We start from the raw sequence: 20,738 nt of genomic DNA on the forward strand, positions 1-20,738 counted from the left end.
ATTTCTTTTGTCTATATAATTAAATTAACCACTAGTGGGGCAACGACTACAGTTAATAATCCTGCAATAACAATAGATAAACTACTCATAGCTCCCTCAATTTCACCAAATTCCAAAGCTTTAGAAGTACCAATAGCATGGGCACTATTACCTAAAGCTAAACCAATAGCAACCGGATGATGTATTTTAAAGATTTTAAAGATTCCTTTAGCAATAAGAGCACCGAGAATACCTGTGATAATAACTATTCCAACCGTGATAGTAGAATTCCCACCTAATTTATCAGAGATCCCGATTGCAATGGCTGTTGTGATTGATTTTGGTAATAGTGAATAAAAGATAACAGGTTTTGCTTTCATGATTAAACAAAGCACTGTAATTGAAATAATACCAGCTAAACAGCCACTAAATAAACTAATTAAAATAGCATCTAAATGCTTTATTAATATTTGGGTTTGTTTATATAGCGGTATTGCAAGACAGACAGTTGCTGGTGTTAATAGAAAAGTAATAAATTGCGCTCCTTGATTATAGGTTTCAAAATCAATATCAAAGATAATTAGAAAGACAATTAAAAAAATAGCACTAAGTAATAATGGGTTAATAAATGAATAAGGCAATTTTTTACGAATTTGCACAGCTAGCCAATAAGCTAACAAACTCATTACTAATCCAAAATAAACTGTTTCAACAAAAAACTCATTCATGATTCTTTTCCTTTCTTTCAATGATTATTTGCGCTACTTTTCCAGTAACAGTCATTACTACAATAGTACTAATAAGCGTTACAATACTAATTAATAATAAATCCTGTAATATTGCTTCACCAACGTTAATCAAACTAACAGCTGAAGGAACAAATAATACTGGCATAATTAAAATTAACCAGTCAGCAACATCTTCAACCTGCTTCAATTTTATAATTCCTGAAAATAAGCAAATTAGCATAATTGAAAGGCCGTATACACTAGCTGGAATTGGAATAGGTAAGGTCAAAGCTAATAACTCACCAATAAAACTAATAGTCATAATAATTAAAAATTGATTTATATATTTCATAATTCCCTTCTTTCGAGGGGTATTATATCATTTATAATACTAAATAAAAATAAAAATCGTATCAAATTGATACGATTTATCCAATATGTCTAATTGTAGAAATTCTACTATAATAATATGAACCAGGTTCAATACTAGAAATTTTTACACAAGCATTTGGATCATCACCAAAAGTTGATGAATTTCCACCACCGGCATGAATCATTGAACGAGTTCCATTACTATTAACAATAACAATGCCAATGTGATATGCTGGACTTCCAAAGCATACTAAATCTCCAGTTTGAGAATTAGCAAAGCTTACGCTAGACCACATTCTTGAATATCCAGCAGCAGTTGTTCTACCAACGCTAACCCCAGCTTGATTTAATGACCAGTATACAAATCCGGAACAGTCAAAATAATTAGGACCAGAGGCACCCCAATAATATCTAGAGCCAAGTTTAGAATAAGCGCCACTATAAATTCTTTGTCCTAAATCGGTAGTTATATTAGAATTATCACCATTAGAACCAGAATCAGTATTACCATTATTTGAACCACTGTCGTTATTATTAGAAGGTGGTGTTGTAGGCACTTCTGATGGTTTAGGTGGTTCTGGAGTTGCTATTTCATAAGCGTTTTTATTAAACTCATCGATAGCAGCACTTAATTCTTCAGTCATTTCACCATAATCATAAATTGAGTTTTGAGTAGCGGCGATAGCATTATTTTGTTCTTGTAATAATGCAGTGTATTTTGTTTGTAATGCTTGTTGTTCTTCTTGTTGAGCTAATAAAACAGCTTTTGTTTCTTCTAATAAAACCTGTTGTTGTTCTACTTGTGCTTTTTGCGCGTTTAATTCTTCAATCAAGTCTTGATCGCTTTGAGTTAAAGTATTGAAACTATCGATTCTAGAAAACATATCAGTAAAATTAGAAGCTCCGAAAATAAAATTAATAAATGTATTTTCATTAGTATAAGATTGCATAGCATACATACGATCTTTTAGTAATTGGGTATTTTTTTCAATGTTTGCCTGCAAGTTAGAAATTGTCGTATTTAAATATGTAATTTCTGCTTCCTTTTCACTAATTTGATTATTGATATCATCAAGTTGAGCTTTAATACTTTCAAGCGTATCTTCAGTGTTGCTGGCTTCTTCTTTTTGAGAAGCTAACTGACTTGATAATTCACTATTTTTATTTTTTAAATATTGATTAAATTCTTCACAAGTTGATTTATTGCTATTTGATAAGTTAGCTGATGAACAAATATTCATATATTCGCTTTCTTTGCCTTCAAATTCAACAGCTGTTACTGGTCTAGCTAAATACATTGTTGAAGTAAGCATTGACAAAGATAATACAGCAATAAAAATTTTATTTTTCTTCATTTAATCACCTCGATACAACGTCATTATCCTATATTTAATCAAGGATGTAAATAACAAATTTAGTTGATTACTAAAGAAATAATTGTGTTTTCTAAAATGTGTAATATTTTAAATAAAGATGTGATTTATGATTATCAATATTTAATTAAATTATAAAATATCAATAATATTTTTAATCAATTATAATATTTCACCATTACTTTCAATAACTTGTTTAAACCAATCGAAAGATTTCTTTTTTATACGTTTCATATCTTTTAAATCATGATTATCACGGTTTACATAAATCATACCATAACGTTTTTTCATTTGTGCCCGGCTGCTTAAAATATCAACAGGACCCCATGCTAGATAACCGCGACAATCAACACCTTCTTTAACCGCTAATTTCATTTGTTCGATATGTTTTTTCATATAATCAATGCGATAATCATCTTCGATTTTACCATCAATGATTTGATCATCATAACCAAAACCATTTTCAACAATATAAATTGGCATTTCATAGCGATCATATAATTGTCTTAGAGTAATTCTTAAACCAATTGGATCAATTGTCCATCCAAACTCAGACATTTCTAGATATGGATTCTTTTTAATAACAACATCATTAATATTAGTCAAGCTTTCTTCACCATAGTGTGAAATTGTAGACATATAGTAACTAATAGATAAAGAATCAGTGATTCCTTTTTTCAAAATTTCTAAATCTCCATCAAGAATTTCTGGCATTGTTCCTTCATTTTGCATATTAGCATAATAATATGAATTATAATGTCCTCTAGCAAAAACATCTAAGAAAACATATGCTTCACTTTGAGCTTTCATACTTTCAAGAGTATCTAATGGATGACAGGTTTCAGGATAACTTTGAACAACAGTTGCCATTCCCATAACTTTACCACCTTTTTGATGGATATATTCGTTTATTAAACTGTGAGCGATTAAGGTATTATGCATTAATTGATTATCAAATGTTTGTGGGTTCATGTTTTCAGGACAAACTGCTCCAAAAAACATTTTTGGTCCTTTTTGAAGAATACCGTTTTGTTCATTAAAGATAATCCATTGGAATACTTTTTCATGATAACGATCAACGATTTTTTTACATAGCTCAACAAAAATATCAACTACTTTACGACTATAAAAACCATTATATTTTTGATGTAAGAAAACTGGCATTTCAAAATGATATAATGTAGCAATAGGTTTGATTCCTCTTTTGATTAATGCATCAATAAAATGATCATAAAAAACAAATCCAGCTTCATTATAAGTAGTTTCGCTATCCATTAAACGTGACCAGTCAAAAGAAAAACGATAAGCATTAAATCCCATTTCCTGGAACATATTAAAATCTTCTTCATAACGATGATAAGCATCGATACCATCTTTAAAATCTGAAAATTCACCAGTGACAGTTAAATCACAAACTGCTGGTACTTTACCGCCTTCACTGTAAGCACCTTCACTTTGATGAGCGGTTACTGCACCACCCCATAAAAAATCTTTTTTAAGCATTTATACTTCCTCCTGATTAAATAACTATATTTATAGGTTACAACAATATTATCTATAACGCTAACTGTAAAAACAACAGTAAATCACTTGAATTTTAAAGTAAATATAAAAAAACTTACTGAAAAATCAGTAAGTTTTAATAAATTACATTAGTATAATCTTCTTACCTGGTACCATGATGCTTGCCAGTAACTTGAACTTAAAGATGAAGTTTGAACTGGTTTACCACTACTAGGAGCGTGAACCATCATGTTATTTCCGATATAGATTCCAACGTGGTGAACACCACTTGCACTACCGTTGCTACTAAATAAAATAATATCACCAGGTTGCATATTGCTTCTTGATACTGCTGAACCAACATTTAATAATGTTTTAGTAGAATGACTACCAATATTAACACCAGCTTGATAATGAGCCCAGTTTACTAATCCAGAACAGTCAAAACGATTTGTATTTGGGTTAGCGATAGATGCCATATCATGACATGCTCCCCATAAATACATACATCCTTGTCTTGATAAAGCTTTGCTGGCAATTGCGTTTCCAACTGCTGAATCACCATTAGGTGTATATCCAGCACCTGGTGAAGTTTGAGATTGTTCAGTAGCGGCTGCAATTGCTGCCAAGTTATCACTAATTTCCTGACTGTTATCAGCAGCTTGAGCTGCTGCCTTTTCTTGAGCAATCAATTCAGCATTTTGTTGAGCATATAATGTTTGATATTCAGTTTGTAAAGCTTGTTTTGAAGCTCTTTGGCTTTCAATATTAGCTTTAGCAACTTCAACAGTTTCTTTTTGTTGTTTAACTTGTTCTTTTTCACTAGCTAATTCAGTAACTAGTTCATCGTCATATGCTGTGATTTCATTAACGCTTTCAATACGAGCAAACATATCAGAAAAATCACTAGCACCAAAAATAAAATCAACATATGAATTACTATTGTTATAAGATTGCATAGCATACATACGTTCCTTAACTTCTTCTTCTTTAGCTTGGATGCTTGCTTCTAAATTGCTGATAGAAGTTTCTAGATATGTGATTTCTTTTTGTTTTTCTTCGATTTGAGTATTTAAAGAATTAATTTCACTTGAAATACTATCAAGACTTGCTTGAGTTTGAGAAAGCTGATCTTTAGAATTGCTTACTTGTTCTTTTAAGTCCTGATTTTTTTCTTTCAAGTATGTATTAAACTCTTTACATGTTTGTAAATTACTTGATGATAAATTAGAAGAAGAACATAATTTCATATATTTATCTTCTTGACCGGAAAAATCAGTAGCCTCAACAGGAGCTGGAGTTGTAGTTATTCCTACAAGCATGCTTGTTGCTAAGGCGGTTAGAAAAATCCTTTTTAATTTCATTCCATCGACCTCCATTAGTTTACATTATATATTATTAAGTTTTATATTAAATTTTGCAAGCTGATTTTTGTCAACCAAAGCAATTATAACACATAATTATCTTTTTCGCATTAAAATGATAAAAAAGTCGAGAAAGTCACACAATTTCTTTAAATGCACATATATTACTAGTGGGGGTGGAAAGATGACAACACATGGAATTGATGTATCGCAATATCAAGGCTTGATCGACTGGGAAGTGGTTAAGGATCGAATTGATTTTGCGATTATTCGTTGTGGTTTTGGTCAAGATCGTCCAGATCAAGACGATAAATTATTTAGACGAAATGCTGATGAATGTACGCGACTAAATATTCCTTTTGGTGTCTATTTATATTCATATGCTAAAAATACTAATGATGCAAAAAAAGAAGCTGATCATGTTTTAAGATTAGTAAAAGATTATCAAATGGCTTATCCAGTCTATTATGATTTAGAAGATAATAATACTACTGGAAAACAATCAAATGAAGTCATTGGTGATATCGCTAAAACATTTGCTGATATATTAGAAGGTCAAGGGTATTATGTGGGGATTTATGCTTCTTTATACTGGTGGAAAACTAAGTTAACTAGTCCAGTTTTTGATCGTTATACTCATTGGATTGCTAATTATACTGCTGAGTTGAATTATGATGGTACTTATGATATGTGGCAATACAGTTCAACCGGCTGGGTAGAAGGGGTGCCAACAATTGTTGATTTGAATTATTGCTATGCTGATTTTCCAGCGATTATTAAACGAGCTGGAAAAAATAACTTTGATAAAGATATAAAAGCTAATATGTATAATATTGGGGATACAGTAAGATTTAACTATGTCTTTTTAACTAGTGAATCAGCTAATCCATTACGACCATATCGAAATATTGGAACAATAACGAAGATTGAAGAAGGGGCTCGTAATCCATATTTAATCGGTAATGATCAAGGCTGGGTCAATAATGAAGTAATTGAAGCTAAGATTAATTATTTATCTAATCCAGATTATATGGGTGATAGTTTGGTTGGAGCCTTACAACAAATAGATGTAGATACTAGTTTTCAAAATCGTCAGCGTCTAGCTAGATTAAATGGAATTAATAATTATGTTGGTAGTGCGATGCAGAATTTACAAATGTTACAATTATTAAAAGAAGGGAAACTAATTAGTTAGATTTTCTAACTAATTTAGTTTCCCAGTTTTTTAAAATAATCAAGTGCTGTTTTTCATCACTGATGAGTTGATTTAAAACAGTTTTTATGCGGTTGTTTTTTGTTGAGATTATCTGGTTAGTGTATGTTTTGGTCGCTAAATAATTTTGTTTGATCAATGTATCAATAATAATAGCGATGCTAACAGGATAATTAAGATAGGCGGGAGACCAATAATCACATTGATCATTGTGATAAGTCCATAACCGTGGGTCGCCACCTAATGTTAATACCAGTTCCATTAGTATTTTTAACTGTTTTAATTCATCATTTAAAATATTTTCTAATGATGATGAAAGATCTGGTTCTTTGTGCTTTAAAATAGTTACGCTATAGAGAAACTGATTTACCATTGTCATTTTACCGTTGATACTGCTAATATCATCTAAAATCATCAAGAGATCGTCATTTATTGTTGTTTCAATAATATTATCACCTCATTGTTAATATAAATTAAAATGGGTGATTTATGTGTAGAAAAAAAGTCTAGCTGATTATTTTTTCAAATGCTAGACGTGTTTCTTTATTTTCTAAATAAATAATACCACAATAACTAAATCCATATTTTTGTAAAAAACGTTGCATTGATTTATTATCTTCATGGGTATCAATTCTTAAACTTGGTAAATCAAATAATTCAATTGCTTGATCAAAAATTATTTTAGCAAGCCCATTACCTTTTTGATCATCACGAATAGCAATTCGATGAATTACTAGATATTTACCATCAGTTAACCAATTACCTTCAATATAATTATAATTGTTTTCACCGTTAGCTGAAATCATCACCGTAGCAACAATATCACCATCATTATCTAATACGTATGATTCATTGCGCTGGATATCATTTACAATTGAAATTTCATTAGGATATCCATCTTGCCATTGGTTAATACCATGGCTTTTAAAATAAGCTTTTGCTTGATTAATAATAGCCATGATAGCAGCTAAATCACTATGTTTTGCTTTCCTTAATTTCATTTTCATCACTTCCTTGGCTAATAATATCATATCTTAATCTTTAAAGAAAAGCATTTTATCAAATATTTAATAAATCTTTTTTGATCAACATAGCCAAAATAAGATAAATAATTTATAATTGATTTTGGTGATAAAGATGATTGATTTAAAAAAAGCAAAATTAGTATTTAATGAATATGTTAATAATTATGATCAAAATGACGATAAAGTGATTTTAAAAATTAGTCATACATATCGGGTAATGGAACGTTGCCAGGAAATAGCTGCTAGTTTAAATTTAGATGATGAAAATATACAACTAGCTGGGTTGATTGGTTTGTTGCATGATATTGGTCGCTTTGAACAATTGAAGCGATATCAAAGTTTTATTGACAGTCAAACCATCGATCATGCTAATCTTGGAGTAACTATTTTATTTGATGATAATTTAATTGAAAAGTTTGAAATAGATAAAAAGTATTATCCAATTATCAAGACTGCGATATATAATCATAATAAATATGAAATTGAAACAGGATTAGAATCAAAAACGGATCTTCATTGTCGAATTATTCGTGATGGTGATAAAATTGATATTTTTAAAACTGGATTATTAGAAACGTTTGAAGCTTTTTTAGGGACTAGTCAATTTAAGTTAGAACATGATGTTGTTACTGTTAAGGTGTTTAGGACTTTTATGTCTTGTAAAACGGTTTTAAGTACTGATCGGAAAACAGATTTAGATCGTTGGGTTTCTTTTTTAGCTTTAGTATTTGGTTTGGAATTTGAATATAGTCTGGAATATGTTAATAGTCATCGTTATATCATTCGTTTAATGGATCGTTTAGATATTAAAGATGCTGATACTCGATTACAGATGCAACAAATGAAAAATTGTTGTATTGATTTTTTGTTTAGAAATACTAATGATTAAAAGAATTGTTTTAAGCAATTCTTTTTTTGCTTTATTATAGCTATAAAAGGGAATAAATTTTGTAAAACTTTAAGCCTGGCAAGACTGTTGAATTTTGTCATTTTTATCAAAATGGGGATTATATAAAAAAATAAAACATAATTTATTATACGGAGGTGTTTTTTTAGATGAAGCTGGTAATTGATTGTTTATGGATGTGGGTACAAGATTATTTATACTCGAAAAAAACAAGAAATGGTCAAGGATACTAAATTAGAAGAATTGATTGAAGAGGGAATTGATGATTTAAAAGAATTACTAGAAAATAGTTATTTAATTAGTTAAAAATGTTTTAAGAATGGTAATATTTGTTTGATTATATAAATATTTTTTAAGAAAATCTAATGAAAAATTATTGATTTTACTAGTGTTTCAGAGCTTTTTTCATATTTTGATAAAAATTTTGAACATCAAACTATTTACAAATATTTATATTTTGATATAATGGGTGCGTAATAAACACGAGGAGGAAATATAACGTGGTATTTGAAAAAGTAAAAGAAATAATTGTAGATTCTTTAAGTTGTGATGAAGATAAAGTTACTTTAGAAGCTAACTTAAAAGAAGATTTAGAAGCTGATTCTTTAGATGCTGTTGAATTAATTATGGCAGTAGAAGAAGAATTTGATGTTGAAATTCCTGATGAAAAAGCAGCTGAAATGAAAACTGTTCAGGATATCGTTGATTATATCGAAGCAAATTCTTAATAATTTATTACCCAGAGTGACTGGGTAATAATTTTTTTAAAAAATTACTTTGATATTCAAAATAAAGGAGGACATTATGAATATTGATTTAGTTAAACAATTGATTACTGAGTTTGAAAACTCTGATGTTTTTAAAATGAAAGTGGAAATTGAAGATATAAAGTTAGAATTAGAAAAAGCACCTGTTGCCCCTGTAAACGTTGTTAGTGCTCCAGTTGCTTCTATGCCAGTAGCACCGGTTGCTCCTGCAGTTAGTCAAGTGCCAGAAGCACCAGTAAACAAGGAACCAGAAGTTAGTGGAACACCGGTTAAATCACCAATCGTTGGGGTTTTCTATGCTGCTAGTTCACCAACTGCTAAACCATATGTAGAAGTTGGAAGCAAAGTAAAAGCTGGTCAAGTATTATGTATTGTTGAAGCAATGAAAGTAATGAATGAAATTAAAGCTCCAATCGATGGAACAGTCACTGCGATTATGGCAAATAGTGAAGATTTAGTAGAATATGATCAAGTATTAATGATCATTGAAGGGAATTAACAATGTTTAAACGAATTTTAATTGCTAATCGTGGCGAAATCGCAGTTCGTATTATTCGAACTTGTCAAGAATTAGGAATTGAGGCAGTAGCTGTATATTCAGATGTTGACAGTACTTCATTGCATGTTCAATTAGCTGATTATGCCGTTTGTATTGGTCCGGCAAAAGCAGCTGATAGTTATTTAAATATGAAAAATATTTTAAGTGCTGCTACCGCTTTAGGGTGTGATGCCATTCATCCAGGTTTTGGATTTTTATCAGAAAATTCAACATTTGCTCGTTTGGTAGAAGAATGTGGAATGACATTTATTGGTCCTAGTGGTGATGTCATTGATATGATGGGAAATAAAAGTATGGCTCGTCAAAAAATGATTGAAGCTGGGGTACCAGTTGTACCAGGAAGTGATGGTAGTGTTAATACATTAGAAGAAGCTAAAGCTTGCGCTGATAAAATCGGTTATCCGGTATTGATCAAAGCTTCTGCTGGTGGTGGTGGACGCGGAATGCGCAAAGCTTTTAGTGAAGAAGAATTTGAAGATGCGTATTTAACTGCTAAGGCTGAAGCTAAAGCTTGTTTTGGTGATGATGATATGTATTTAGAAAAATTAATTTTAAATCCTAAACATATTGAATTCCAAATTTTAGCGGATAATTATGGTAATGTAATCCATTTAGGTGAACGTGATTGTTCAATCCAAAGAAGAAATCAAAAGATGATTGAAGAAGCACCTAGCAAAGCTTTAACACCATTATTAAGACAAAAAATGGGTGAAGATGCCATTAAGGCTGCTAAAGGAGCAGGATATCGTAATGCTGGTACCGTTGAATATGTATTAGATCAAAATGGAAATTATTATTTCATTGAAATGAATACTCGTATTCAAGTAGAACATCCAATTACAGAAATGGTTACTGGTGTTGATTTGGTAAGAGAACAAATCAGAATAGCAGCTAATCAAAAACTAACTTATAAACAAAGTGATATTCATTTAAATGGTCATGCTATTGAATGTCGTATCAATGCTGAAAATCCTAAAGAAGGATTTAGACCATGTCCAGGAGTTGTCAATAGTGTTCATCTACCTGGTGGACCAGGAGTTAGAATTGATACAACATTATATCAAGGATATCGAGTTTCTTCACATTATGATTCAATGATTGCTAAAGTAATTGTACATGGATCAAATCGATTAGAAGCGATTCGCAGAATGCGTCGTGTTTTAGCGGAACTGGTAATTGATGGAATTGATACTAATCAAGAATTACAATATTTAATTTTACATTCAAGTGAATATGTAAAGGGTAATTTCGATACTAGTTTCATTGAAAATAATTTAGATAAGCTGGTGAGATAGTAGATGGAAGAATTATTTAAGGAACGGAAAGCAAAATTAAATTTATTTAAATCATTCCGTCATAAAATACAAAATAATAAAAGAATCGAAGTACCTGATGGTCTATATACAAAATGTGATGATTGTGGGGAAACGGTTTTAACTGCTGATTTAAAAGAAAATTATTATGTATGTCCAAAATGTGGGGCACATTTAAAGATGCAGGCATATACGCGATTAAAACTTCTTTATGATGGGGGTAAATATAGAGAGTTATATCGTAATATTCAATCAAATGACCCATTAATGTTTCCAGGGTATAAAGATAAATTAAATAAATTAAAAGAAACTACAAAATTAAATGAGGCTGTAGTTTGTGCAACTGGAAAAATTGATGGTAAAAAAGTCGTTGTTTGTGTAATGGATTCGCGTTTTTTAATGGGAAGTATGTCCGGAGCAGTTGGTGAAAAAATCACTAGAGCAATCGAACATGCTACAAAAAGAAAAGCACCATTGATTATTTTTACTACTTCTGGTGGTGCAAGAATGCAAGAGGGAATTATTTCATTGATGCAAATGGCTAAAACAAGTGCTGCTTTAGCTAAACATCATGAAGCTGGTTTGTTATATATATCATATATTACTCATCCAACAACAGGTGGAGTTACGGCTTCATTTGCCATGTTAGGAGATATTATCATTGGTGAGCCTAAAGCATTAATTGGGTTTGCTGGACCACGTGTAATTGAATCAACAATCAAACAAAAATTACCTGAGGGGTTCCAAAGAACAGAGTTTATGTTGGAACAGGGATTTATTGATTTAATTGTTGAACGTCCTAAAATGCGGGAAACAATTATAAGGATATTAAAAATGCATAGTCGGGGGGTTCAATAATGTCATTACAAGAAAAAGAAGTTAAAATTAAAGAAATTGAACTTGAAATATTAAAGCTAAGAGAGGATCAGGAAGTTGATCATACATTACAAATTCAAGATCTTGAAAATACTAAGAAAAAGTTAGAATCTGAAGCATATAAAAATATTACAGCTTATGATCGTGTTTATTTAGCACGTAAACCTGATCGCCCTAATGTTTATGAATACATTGATAATTTATTTGATGATTTTATTGAACTACACGGTGATCGTTTATATAAAGATGATGGTTCTATTGTTGGAGGCTTAGCACTTTTTAATGACATTCCTTGTACTGTTATTGGTCATTTGAAGGGAAGATCTGTTGAAGAAAACATTAAATGTAATTTTGGGATGTCATCACCTGAAGGATATCGTAAAGCATTAAGATTGATGAAACAGGCTGAGAAATTTAATCGTCCAATTATTACTTTTGTTGATACTCCAGGTGCTTATCCAGGCTTAGAAGCTGAAAAAAATGGTATTGGTGAAGCAATTGCTAGAAATTTGATGGAAATGTCACAAATTAAAGTACCGATTATTGTTATTGTAATTGGTGAAGGTAATAGTGGTGGTGCTTTAGGTATTAGTATTGGTGATCGTATCGTAATGTTAGAAAACAGTGTTTATTCAGTACTTTCACCAGAAGGATTTTCTTCTATTTTATGGAAGGATAAAGAAGGAAAACGAGTACAGGAAGCTACTGAACTAATGAAATTGACAGCTTTAGATCTATATCAAATGAAAATTATAGATAAAATTATTCAGGAACCACAAGGTGGTATTACTAAAAAGCCTGAGTATGTTTATAAACGATTAAGAGTTTATATTCGAGATACTTTATCAGAATTAATGAAGTTATCTAAAAATTCATTAATTAATAAGCGTTATCAAAAATATAGAGAAATGGGTAGAGCAACGAATGACTAATCGAGATATTTTAAATCGCGAATTAATTAATCATCTTTTTGTACGCTTGTTCAATCAAATTCTTGACATTGAAAGTAAGTATATGGTTGCTCATGGTGTTGAGGATTTAAGTGTTTCAGAATTGCATATTATTGACGCGATTAGTTCTTTATCAAGTCCTACAATGTCAACTATAGCTTCAAAGGCAACACTTACTAATGGTACTATTACTACAGCGATAAAAAAATTAGAGGCTAAAGGCTATGTTAAACGTCATAAAGATCAAAATGATCGTCGTATAATTAGAGTTGAGCTGACAGCAAAAGGTACTCGTGTTTGTAAGGTACATAGTGAATTTCATGAAGAAATGGTTAGTCGTGTTTGCGAAGATAGTGACGCTTTAGATAATGAATTATTAATAAAATCGTTACAACAGTTGGTTTATTTCTTTGAGGATATCAAAGAAAAGTATTAGGAGATTATATGGATGGAATAAAGGTATTATCTACCGGTTATTATGCACCAGAAAATATTCTTGATAACTTCGACTTAGAAAAGATGGTTGAAACATCGGATGATTGGATCGTATCAAGAACCGGGATTAAAAAAAGACATATTAGTAAAGGTGAAGATTGCACAGAGATGGCTTATCAAGCAGCTTTGCAGGCAATTGAAAAAATAGATAAAAATAAAATTGGGATAATCATCTGTGCGACAATGACACCTGATTATTTTACACCAAGTACAGCTTGTTTATTGCAGGAAAGATTAGGGCTAAATGATCATGAAGTAATGTGTTTTGATTTAAGCGCAGCATGTAGTGGTTTTGTTTATGCTTTAACTGTTGCTCAGGCTTTACTAAAAAATACTAAGGATAAATATGCGTTAGTAGTTGGAAGTGAGGAATTATCAAAAATTATTGATTTTACCGATCGTAATACTTGTGTGTTATTTGGTGATGGAGCTGGAGCTGTTGTTGTCAGTCAAGGTGATGGTTTATTTGCAAGTTATTGTAATTCGGCAGGAAATATAGGAGCATTAAAAGCGCCAGCGATAAATAATAAAGAGGATAATCATTATTTAACGATGGCCGGACAGGAAGTCTTTAAGTTTGCAGTTAAAGTAATTCCTGAAAGTATTAATGCGATTTTAGAAAAAACAGGATTAGAATTTGATGATATCGCTTATGTTGTTTGTCATCAGGCTAATTATCGGATCATAAAAAATGTTTATAAAAAAATGAAAGCTGAACCTGAAAAGTTCTATATGAATTTGCAGGAATATGGAAATACTTCAGCGGCTAGTATTCCTTTAGCTTTAGGAGAAATGAATGCCAAAGGAATGTTAAAATCTGGTGATAAAATTATTTGTGTAGGTTTTGGTGGCGGTCTAACATGGGGCGCAACATTAATAGAATGGAGTTAGAATATGAAGCTAAATGAATTATTAGGAATTAAATACCCGTTAATTCAAGGGGGAATGGCAAATATTGCTACAGGTGAATTTGCTGCAAGTGTATCTAATGCAGGAGCATTAGGGTTAATTGGTGCTGGTGGCATGGACACAGCAACATTGAAAAAGAATATTGAAATTTGCCGTAGTTTAACTGATAAACCTTTTGGGGTTAATATTATGTTAATGAATCCTTATGCAGATGAAATGGCACAATTGGTAATTGATGAAAAAGTACCGGTAGTAACTACAGGAGCTGGTAATCCAGGTAAATATGTAGCAGCTTGGAAAGAAGCTGGTATCAAAGTTTTACCAGTAGTACCTAGTGTAGCTTTAGCTAAACGTTTAGAAAAATATAACGTTGATGCAGTTATTGTTGAAGGAACTGAAGCTGGTGGGCATATTGGAGATTTAACAACAATGGCTTTAGTACCACAAGTAGTTGAAGCTGTTAATATTCCTGTTATTGCAGCTGGAGGAATTGCTTCTGGTAAACAAGTATTAGCTGCTTATGCTTTAGGAGCATGTGGTGTTCAAGTAGGAACTTGTCTGTTAGCTAGTGAAGAATGTCCAATTCATGAAAATTATAAACAAGCTATTGTTAAAGCTAAAGATACTAGTACAACAGTTACAGGTCGAATTGGTGGAACACCAGTTAGAATTATTAAAAATAAAATGGCTAAAGAATACATTAAACGTGAAAAAGAAGGTGCTGGTATGGAAGAACTTGAAAAATATACTTTAGGTTCTTTAAGAAAAGCAGTACTTGAAGGTGATGTTGATAATGGTTCTTTAATGGCCGGACAAGTGGCTGGAATGGTAAATGAAATCCAACCAGTAGCTACAATTATTAAAAACTTATTTGATGATTGTAAAAATGAATTAAATAGATTAGAAAGTGAGATATAAAAATGAAAAGTGTTTGCATAGGTGATATGAAGTTAGAAGTACCAATAATCCAAGGGGGCATGGGAGTCGGTATTTCACTAGGAAACTTAGCAGGACACGTAGCAAAGAACGGTGGAATGGGGGTCATTTCCACAGCACATCCAGGTTATCGAGCAGAAGATTTTGAAAAAAATCCAACTGAAGTTAATAAAAGAGAGCTGGCAAAAGAAATCCAAAAAGCTAAGGAAATCGCTAAAGGTAAGGGAATGGTAGCTATTAATGCCATGGTGGCGATTACTGATTATGCTCAAATGGTTGAAGTAGCAATTAAAAATAAAATAGATGCTATTATTTCTGGTGCTGGATTGCCAATGAATTTACCTGGATTTGTTAAAGGGACTAAAGTTAAGATTGCACCAATCGTATCAAGTGGTAAAGCAGCGCGATTAATTTGTAAAACATGGGATCGTCGCTATCATGTTGCTCCAGATTTTGTTGTTATTGAAGGAAGCGAAGCTGGGGGACATTTAGGTTTTCATAAAGAAGATGTTTTAAATAAAACAACAGCTAAATTAGCCGATATTTTTAAAGAAGTAAAAGAAACATTACAACCTTTTGTTGAAAAATATCAAAAAGAAATACCTATTTTCGTAGCTGGTGGTGTTTATGACGCTGATGATATTAAACAATTTATGGATTTAGGAGCTGATGGAGTGCAAATGGCAACACGTTTTATTTGTACTGAAGAATGTGATGCTGATATTAAATATAAAGAAGCATTTATCAACGCTAAAAAAGAAGATATTGAGATCGTTAAATCACCAGTAGGTATGCCAGGAAGAGCAATTATGACAAAACTTACCGAACGTTTAAAAAATGATGAGCGCATTCCGGTTAAAAGATGTTATAATTGTTTAGTACCATGTGATGTTAAAACAACACCGTATTGTATTAGTTCGGCACTGATTAACGCAGCTAAAGGAAATCTTGATGAAGGTTTGGTTTTTAGTGGCAGCAATGGATATCGTAATGATAAAATTGTTACAGTGAAAGAATTAATGGATGAATTAAAGGAAGGGTTTAAATAATGGGTAAGATTGGATTTGTATATGCTGGTCAAGGAAGTCAAGTTGTTGGTATGGGAAAATCTTTCTATGACAACTATCAAGTAGCTAAAGATGTTTTTGATCAGATTGATTTAGATATTGATGTAAAAAAATTATGTTTTGAAGGACCAATTGAAGAACTTTCTAAAACAAGTAATACACAACCATGTATGGTTGCTGTTGCTGTAGTAGCAACTAAATTATTAAAGGAAAATGGTATTAACCCTGATTATGTTGCTGGTCTTAGTTTAGGTGAATACTCAGCTTTAAATGCAGCTGGAGTATTAGATGATCAAACAGCAATTAATTTAGTTCGTTTCCGTGGTCAAGCTATGGAAGAAGCAGCAGCTGGTATTGAAAGTAAAATGATTGCTATTATTGGTTTAGACCGTGATTTATTAAATGAAGCTGTTAATGAAGCTAGTGAATTAGGAGTTGTATCTATTGCTAATTATAATTGTCCTGGACAATTAGTAATTGGTGGTGAAGCTAAAGCAGTAACTAAAGCTAGTGAATTAGCATTAGAAAAAGGTGCTCGAAGAGCAATTCCTTTAAATACAAGTGGTCCTTTCCATACTAAATTACTTGAAGCAGCAAGTGTTAAGTTAAAAGAAAGATTTGAAACAGTAACTTTCAATGAAATGAAAGTACCAGTAATTTTTAATAGTACAGCTAAAGAATTAGCTGAAGATACAACAGTTGCTAAGATGTTAGAAAAACAAGTAATGTCATCAGTATATTTTGAAGATAGTATTCGTTATATGATAGCTAACGGTGTTGATACAATTATCGAAATTGGACCAGGTAAAGTATTAAGTGGTTTTGTTCGTAAAATTGATCGTAAAATTAAAACTTATCAGGTTGAAGACCAGGCGTCTTTAGAAAAAACATTAGCAGGATTAAAAGGAGAGTAACATGAAATTAAAAGATAAGGTAGTTTTAGTAACTGGTGGAGCTCAAGGAATTGGTAAAGAAATCTGTTTTGCATGTGCTCGTGAAGGTGCTAAAATTGTAGTAAACTATATTGATATTGGTGATAATAAAGAAATTGCCCAAAAAACTAAAGATGAACTTGAAGCTACTGGGGCAACAGTAATGTTAGCTCAAGCAAATGTTGCTTCTTTTGAAGAAACTGGGGCAATGGTTAAAGAAGTAGTTAAAGAATTTGGTAGAATTGATGTTTTAGTAAATAATGCCGGAATCACTAAAGATAATTTATTAATGAGAATGAAAGAAAGTGATTTTGATGCAGTTGTTGATGTAAACTTAAAAGGAACATGGAACTGCATGAAACATGTTACTAAAATTATGATGAAACAACGTTATGGTAGAATCATTTCAATGTCATCTGTAGTTGGTGTAATGGGAAATGCTGGACAAGTTAACTATGCAGCAACAAAATCAGGTATTATTGGAATGACAATGTCATTAGCTCGTGAAGTAGGTAGTCGTGGAATTACAGTAAATGCTGTTGCTCCGGGATTTATCAAAACTGCAATGACAGATGTATTACCAGATGATATTAAAGAAAATATGATTAAACAAATTCCATTAGGAACTTTAGGTGAAGTTAGCGATATTGCCAATACAGTTGTTTTTTTAGCTAGTGATGATGCTAAATATATTACAGGGCAAACTATTCACGTTGATGGCGGAATGGCGATGTAAGGAGAAAGATGATGAAAAGAAGAGTTGTTGTTACAGGTATTGGAGCAATTAATGCAATTGGTCATAATGTAGAAGAAACTTGGAAAAGTATTAAAGACGGTGTTTGTGGAATTGGAGAAATTACAAATTATGATAATTCCCTAACAAAAGTAAAAATTGCTGGAGAAGTAAAAGATTTTAATGTAGCTGATTATCTTGATAAAAAAGCTGCTCGTAAAATGGATCGTTTTACCCAATTTGGGGTTATCGCTGCTAGAGAAGCTTTTAAAGATTCTGGTTTAGAAATTGATAAAATTAATGCTGATCGTTTTGGAGTAGCTGTTTCTAGTGGAATCGGTGGAATTGGAACAATTGAAAAAGATCATAGTAAAGCTTTACAAAAAGGATATGATCGTGTTTCCCCTTTCTTTGTACCAATGGCTATTACTAATTTAGCTGCTGGTAATATTGCCATTGATTTAGGTGCTAAAGGAATGTGTACTTGTCCAGTAACAGCATGTGCTGGTGGTACTAATGCAATTGGTGATGCATTTAGAAATATTCGCGATGGATACCAGGATATTATGGTTGCTGGTGGTGCTGAAGCAAGTATTACACCACTTGGAGTTGGTGGATTTACATCAATGAAAGCACTTTGTGATAATAATGATCCAGCAAGAGCATCTATCCCATTTGATGCTGATCGTAGCGGTTTTGTAATGGGTGAAGGTGCTGGAATATTAGTTCTTGAAGAATTAGAACATGCTAAAGCTCGTGGTGCTCATATCTATTGTGAAATGGTTGGTTATGGTGCTAGTTGTGATGCTTATCATATTACTGCTCCATTATCTGATGGTTCTGGTGGTGCTAAAGCAATGGTTAACGCTTTAGAAGATGCTGGATTAAAACCAGAAGATGTAACTTATATTAATGCTCATGGAACAAGTACACCATTAAATGATAAAGGTGAAACTTTAGCTATTAAAGCTGCTTTAGGTGAAGCTGCTAAAAACGTAGCTATTTCATCAACAAAAGGAAATACAGGACATTGTTTAGGTGCTGCTGGTGGAATCGAAGGTGTAATCTGTGTTAAAGCAGTTGAAGAAGGTTATATTCCAGCAACAATCAATTATCAAAATCCTGATCCTGAATGTGATTTAGACATCGTTCCAAATGTTGGTAGAGAACAAGAAGTTAATGTTGCTATGTCAAATTCTTTAGGTTTTGGTGGACATAATGCAACAATTGTATTTAAGAAATATGGAGAATAGAGAGATGGAATTAAATAGTAATCAAATTCAAGAAATAAATCCTCATCGTTATCCTTTTGCTTTAGTTGATCGAATCACTGATTATAAACCAGGTGAATATGCAAAAGGTATTAAATGTGTAAGTGTTAATGAAATGCATTTTTGTGGTCATTTCCCACAACATCATGTAATGCCAGGAGTTTTAATTGTAGAAGCATTAGCACAAGTAGGGTGTATTGCTATTCTTTCTAAAGAAGAAAACAAAGGAAAAATTGCTTTCTTTGGTGGAATTAATAAATGTAAATTTAAAGGACAAGTTACACCTGGTGATGTTTTAGAAATGGAATGTCATTTAACAAAGCAAAAGGGACCAATTGGTATTGGTGAAGCTGTTGCTAAGGTTGATGGAAAAGTTGTTTGTAAGGCAGAATTAACATTTGCAGTACAATAATAAATACTGTGGTATGGCTATGGCGATACCACTTTTTTATTAAAGCAAAATGTTTGACAGGAAGACTTAATTCGTTATAATTCATATGGATATAATGGAGGCTTTTATGAATAACACTAAAAAAGGAATGATATATATAATTTTAGCGGCTTTCTTCTTTGCTGCTATGAATGTTTTTGTAAAGTTAGCAGGTGATATTCCTTCAATCCAAAAAAGTTTCTTTAGAAATTTAATTGCAGCTTTTTTTGCTTTTGGAATATTAGTAAAAAATAAAGAAGGATTTAAATATCATCGCAAAGATTTAAAAATGTTATTATTACGTTCAATATTTGGAACCCTAGGAATTTTATGTAATTTTTATGCTGTTGATCATCTTTTAGTTAGTGATGCATCAATGCTTAATAAATTATCACCATTTTTTGTAATTATCTGTTCATCGTTGTTTTTAAAAGAGAAGGCTACTACAGTTCAGAAAATATCAATAATAATTGCATTTATTGGTAGTTTATTTGTAATTAAACCATCTCTAAATATTTTAAATAATGTTAATTCATTAATAGGGGTATTAGGGGCTTTAGGTGCTGGGATTGCTTATACTTGTGTTCGTCAATTAGGGAAACAAGGTGTTTCTGGTCCTAAAATTGTCTTTTTCTTTTCATGTTTTTCTTGTTTAAGTGTAGTACCATATTTAATTTTCAATTATCAGCCAATGACATTATCACAAACTGCAATTTTAATTTGGGCTGGTTTAATGGCTGCTGGTGGACAATTTGCAATTACTGCTGCTTACAACAATGCCGCTGGAAAAGATATCTCAATTTTCGATTATAGCCAGATTGTTTTTGCAGCGATTTTAGGATTTGTTTTTCTAAATCAAATTCCAGATTTAATGAGTATTATTGGATATGTAATTATTATTTTAGCGGCTTTATTTAGCTATTTATATCAACGTAGAAGAACTGTGGAATTATAATAGTAAAGAGACTTGATTGTGCAAAAAATCAAGTCTTTTTAATAGATAATATTGATTTTATAAAAATAGTCTTGTATCGTG

The 20,738-nt window shown here is 31.6% G+C and carries 24 protein-coding genes; 17 read left to right on the forward strand and 7 right to left on the reverse strand.

What is annotated here, in order from left to right; all coding sequences use genetic code 11:
• Positions 1 to 11 precede the first annotated feature (11 nt).
• From B5F09_RS09555 to B5F09_RS09575, 5 genes are all read right to left on the reverse strand, one after another.
• Complete coding sequence (locus tag B5F09_RS09555; RefSeq protein WP_087373848.1) at positions 12 to 707, reverse strand: LrgB family protein; 696 nt, start codon at positions 705 to 707, stop codon at positions 12 to 14.
• Positions 700 to 1,059, reverse strand: a complete 360-nt coding sequence (locus B5F09_RS09560) for a CidA/LrgA family protein (RefSeq protein ID WP_087373850.1) — start codon at positions 1,057 to 1,059, stop codon at positions 700 to 702. Before B5F09_RS09560 ends, B5F09_RS09555 begins: the two co-directional genes overlap by 8 nt.
• Before the next feature lie 76 nt (positions 1,060 to 1,135).
• Positions 1,136 to 2,434: an NlpC/P60 family protein gene (locus B5F09_RS09565; protein WP_087373852.1), complete on the reverse strand. Its 1,299-nt coding sequence runs from the start codon at positions 2,432 to 2,434 to the stop codon at positions 1,136 to 1,138.
• A 180-nt stretch (positions 2,435 to 2,614) separates the two neighbouring features.
• Entirely contained in the window at positions 2,615 to 3,955 is a 1,341-nt protein-coding gene (locus B5F09_RS09570) for a glycoside hydrolase family 1 protein (protein WP_087373853.1), read from the reverse strand.
• A 149-nt stretch (positions 3,956 to 4,104) separates the two neighbouring features.
• Complete coding sequence (locus tag B5F09_RS09575; RefSeq protein ID WP_239404307.1) at positions 4,105 to 5,319, reverse strand: C40 family peptidase; 1,215 nt, start codon at positions 5,317 to 5,319, stop codon at positions 4,105 to 4,107.
• Positions 5,320 to 5,503: 184 nt separating this feature from the next.
• On the opposite strand from B5F09_RS09575, the gene B5F09_RS09580 reads away from it, so the two are divergent.
• Positions 5,504 to 6,514, forward strand: a complete 1,011-nt coding sequence (locus B5F09_RS09580; protein WP_087373855.1) for a glycoside hydrolase family 25 protein — start codon at positions 5,504 to 5,506, stop codon at positions 6,512 to 6,514.
• On the opposite strand, the gene B5F09_RS09585 is transcribed toward B5F09_RS09580, so the two are convergent.
• Both B5F09_RS09585 and B5F09_RS09590 read right to left on the reverse strand, forming a co-directional pair.
• Entirely contained in the window at positions 6,507 to 6,947 is a 441-nt protein-coding gene (locus tag B5F09_RS09585) for a rubrerythrin family protein (protein ID WP_143357495.1), read from the reverse strand. The genes B5F09_RS09580 and B5F09_RS09585 overlap by 8 nt on opposite strands.
• 91 nt (positions 6,948 to 7,038) lie before the next feature.
• The gene (locus B5F09_RS09590; RefSeq protein ID WP_087298781.1) at positions 7,039 to 7,533 is read right to left on the reverse strand and encodes a GNAT family N-acetyltransferase; all 495 of its coding nucleotides are present in this window, start codon (positions 7,531 to 7,533) and stop codon (positions 7,039 to 7,041) included.
• 136 nt (positions 7,534 to 7,669) lie between these two features.
• Here B5F09_RS09590 and B5F09_RS09595 point away from each other — a divergent pair, with 136 nt between their 5' ends.
• The 16 genes from B5F09_RS09595 (at position 7,670) to B5F09_RS09665 (ending at position 20,657) form a co-directional block, all read left to right on the forward strand.
• Positions 7,670 to 8,446: an HD domain-containing protein gene (locus B5F09_RS09595; protein ID WP_087373857.1), complete on the forward strand. Its 777-nt coding sequence runs from the start codon at positions 7,670 to 7,672 to the stop codon at positions 8,444 to 8,446.
• Positions 8,447 to 8,626: 180 nt separating this feature from the next.
• On the forward strand, positions 8,627 to 8,770 hold the full coding sequence (locus tag B5F09_RS14875) for a hypothetical protein (RefSeq protein WP_158095179.1): 144 nt from the start codon (positions 8,627 to 8,629) through the stop codon (positions 8,768 to 8,770).
• 194 nt (positions 8,771 to 8,964) lie between these two features.
• The gene (gene acpP / locus B5F09_RS09600; RefSeq protein ID WP_087298783.1) at positions 8,965 to 9,192 is read left to right on the forward strand and encodes an acyl carrier protein; all 228 of its coding nucleotides are present in this window, start codon (positions 8,965 to 8,967) and stop codon (positions 9,190 to 9,192) included.
• Between the two features lie 76 nt (positions 9,193 to 9,268).
• Positions 9,269 to 9,730: an acetyl-CoA carboxylase biotin carboxyl carrier protein gene (gene accB / locus B5F09_RS09605; RefSeq protein WP_087298784.1), complete on the forward strand. Its 462-nt coding sequence runs from the start codon at positions 9,269 to 9,271 to the stop codon at positions 9,728 to 9,730.
• A 2-nt stretch (positions 9,731 to 9,732) separates the two neighbouring features.
• Positions 9,733 to 11,085: an acetyl-CoA carboxylase biotin carboxylase subunit gene (locus tag B5F09_RS09610; protein WP_087298785.1), complete on the forward strand. Its 1,353-nt coding sequence runs from the start codon at positions 9,733 to 9,735 to the stop codon at positions 11,083 to 11,085.
• 3 nt (positions 11,086 to 11,088) lie between these two features.
• Entirely contained in the window at positions 11,089 to 11,961 is an 873-nt protein-coding gene (accD, locus tag B5F09_RS09615; RefSeq protein ID WP_087298786.1) for an acetyl-CoA carboxylase, carboxyltransferase subunit beta, read from the forward strand.
• A complete protein-coding gene (locus tag B5F09_RS09620; RefSeq protein WP_087298787.1) occupies positions 11,961 to 12,911 on the forward strand; it encodes an acetyl-CoA carboxylase carboxyltransferase subunit alpha in 951 nt (316 codons plus the stop codon). Before accD ends, B5F09_RS09620 begins: the two co-directional genes overlap by 1 nt.
• Entirely contained in the window at positions 12,904 to 13,365 is a 462-nt protein-coding gene (locus tag B5F09_RS09625; RefSeq protein ID WP_087298788.1) for a MarR family winged helix-turn-helix transcriptional regulator, read from the forward strand. Before B5F09_RS09620 ends, B5F09_RS09625 begins: the two co-directional genes overlap by 8 nt.
• An 8-nt stretch (positions 13,366 to 13,373) precedes the next feature.
• Positions 13,374 to 14,315, forward strand: coding sequence for a beta-ketoacyl-ACP synthase III (locus B5F09_RS09630; RefSeq protein ID WP_087373859.1), 942 nt, complete (start codon positions 13,374 to 13,376; stop codon positions 14,313 to 14,315).
• Between the two features lie 3 nt (positions 14,316 to 14,318).
• Positions 14,319 to 15,251, forward strand: a complete 933-nt coding sequence (locus B5F09_RS09635; protein WP_087373860.1) for a DUF561 domain-containing protein — start codon at positions 14,319 to 14,321, stop codon at positions 15,249 to 15,251.
• Between the two features lie 2 nt (positions 15,252 to 15,253).
• A complete protein-coding gene (locus B5F09_RS09640; protein WP_087298791.1) occupies positions 15,254 to 16,318 on the forward strand; it encodes a nitronate monooxygenase family protein in 1,065 nt (354 codons plus the stop codon).
• Positions 16,318 to 17,250 (forward strand): ACP S-malonyltransferase, encoded by a 933-nt coding sequence (gene fabD, locus B5F09_RS09645; RefSeq protein ID WP_087298792.1) that lies wholly within the window; start codon positions 16,318 to 16,320, stop codon positions 17,248 to 17,250. Before B5F09_RS09640 ends, fabD begins: the two co-directional genes overlap by 1 nt.
• A 1-nt stretch (position 17,251) precedes the next feature.
• Positions 17,252 to 18,004, forward strand: a complete 753-nt coding sequence (fabG, locus tag B5F09_RS09650; protein ID WP_087298793.1) for a 3-oxoacyl-[acyl-carrier-protein] reductase — start codon at positions 17,252 to 17,254, stop codon at positions 18,002 to 18,004.
• A gap of 8 nt (positions 18,005 to 18,012) precedes the next feature.
• Positions 18,013 to 19,254 (forward strand): beta-ketoacyl-ACP synthase II, encoded by a 1,242-nt coding sequence (gene fabF, locus B5F09_RS09655; protein ID WP_087373862.1) that lies wholly within the window; start codon positions 18,013 to 18,015, stop codon positions 19,252 to 19,254.
• Between the two features lie 4 nt (positions 19,255 to 19,258).
• Entirely contained in the window at positions 19,259 to 19,684 is a 426-nt protein-coding gene (gene fabZ / locus B5F09_RS09660) for a 3-hydroxyacyl-ACP dehydratase FabZ (protein WP_087298890.1), read from the forward strand.
• A gap of 106 nt (positions 19,685 to 19,790) precedes the next feature.
• The gene (locus B5F09_RS09665; RefSeq protein ID WP_087373863.1) at positions 19,791 to 20,657 is read left to right on the forward strand and encodes a DMT family transporter; all 867 of its coding nucleotides are present in this window, start codon (positions 19,791 to 19,793) and stop codon (positions 20,655 to 20,657) included.
• Positions 20,658 to 20,738 lie beyond the last annotated feature (81 nt).

Source organism: Erysipelatoclostridium sp. An173 (assembly GCF_002160495.1).
GTDB lineage: Bacteria > Bacillota_I > Bacilli_A > Erysipelotrichales > Coprobacillaceae > Thomasclavelia > Thomasclavelia merdavium.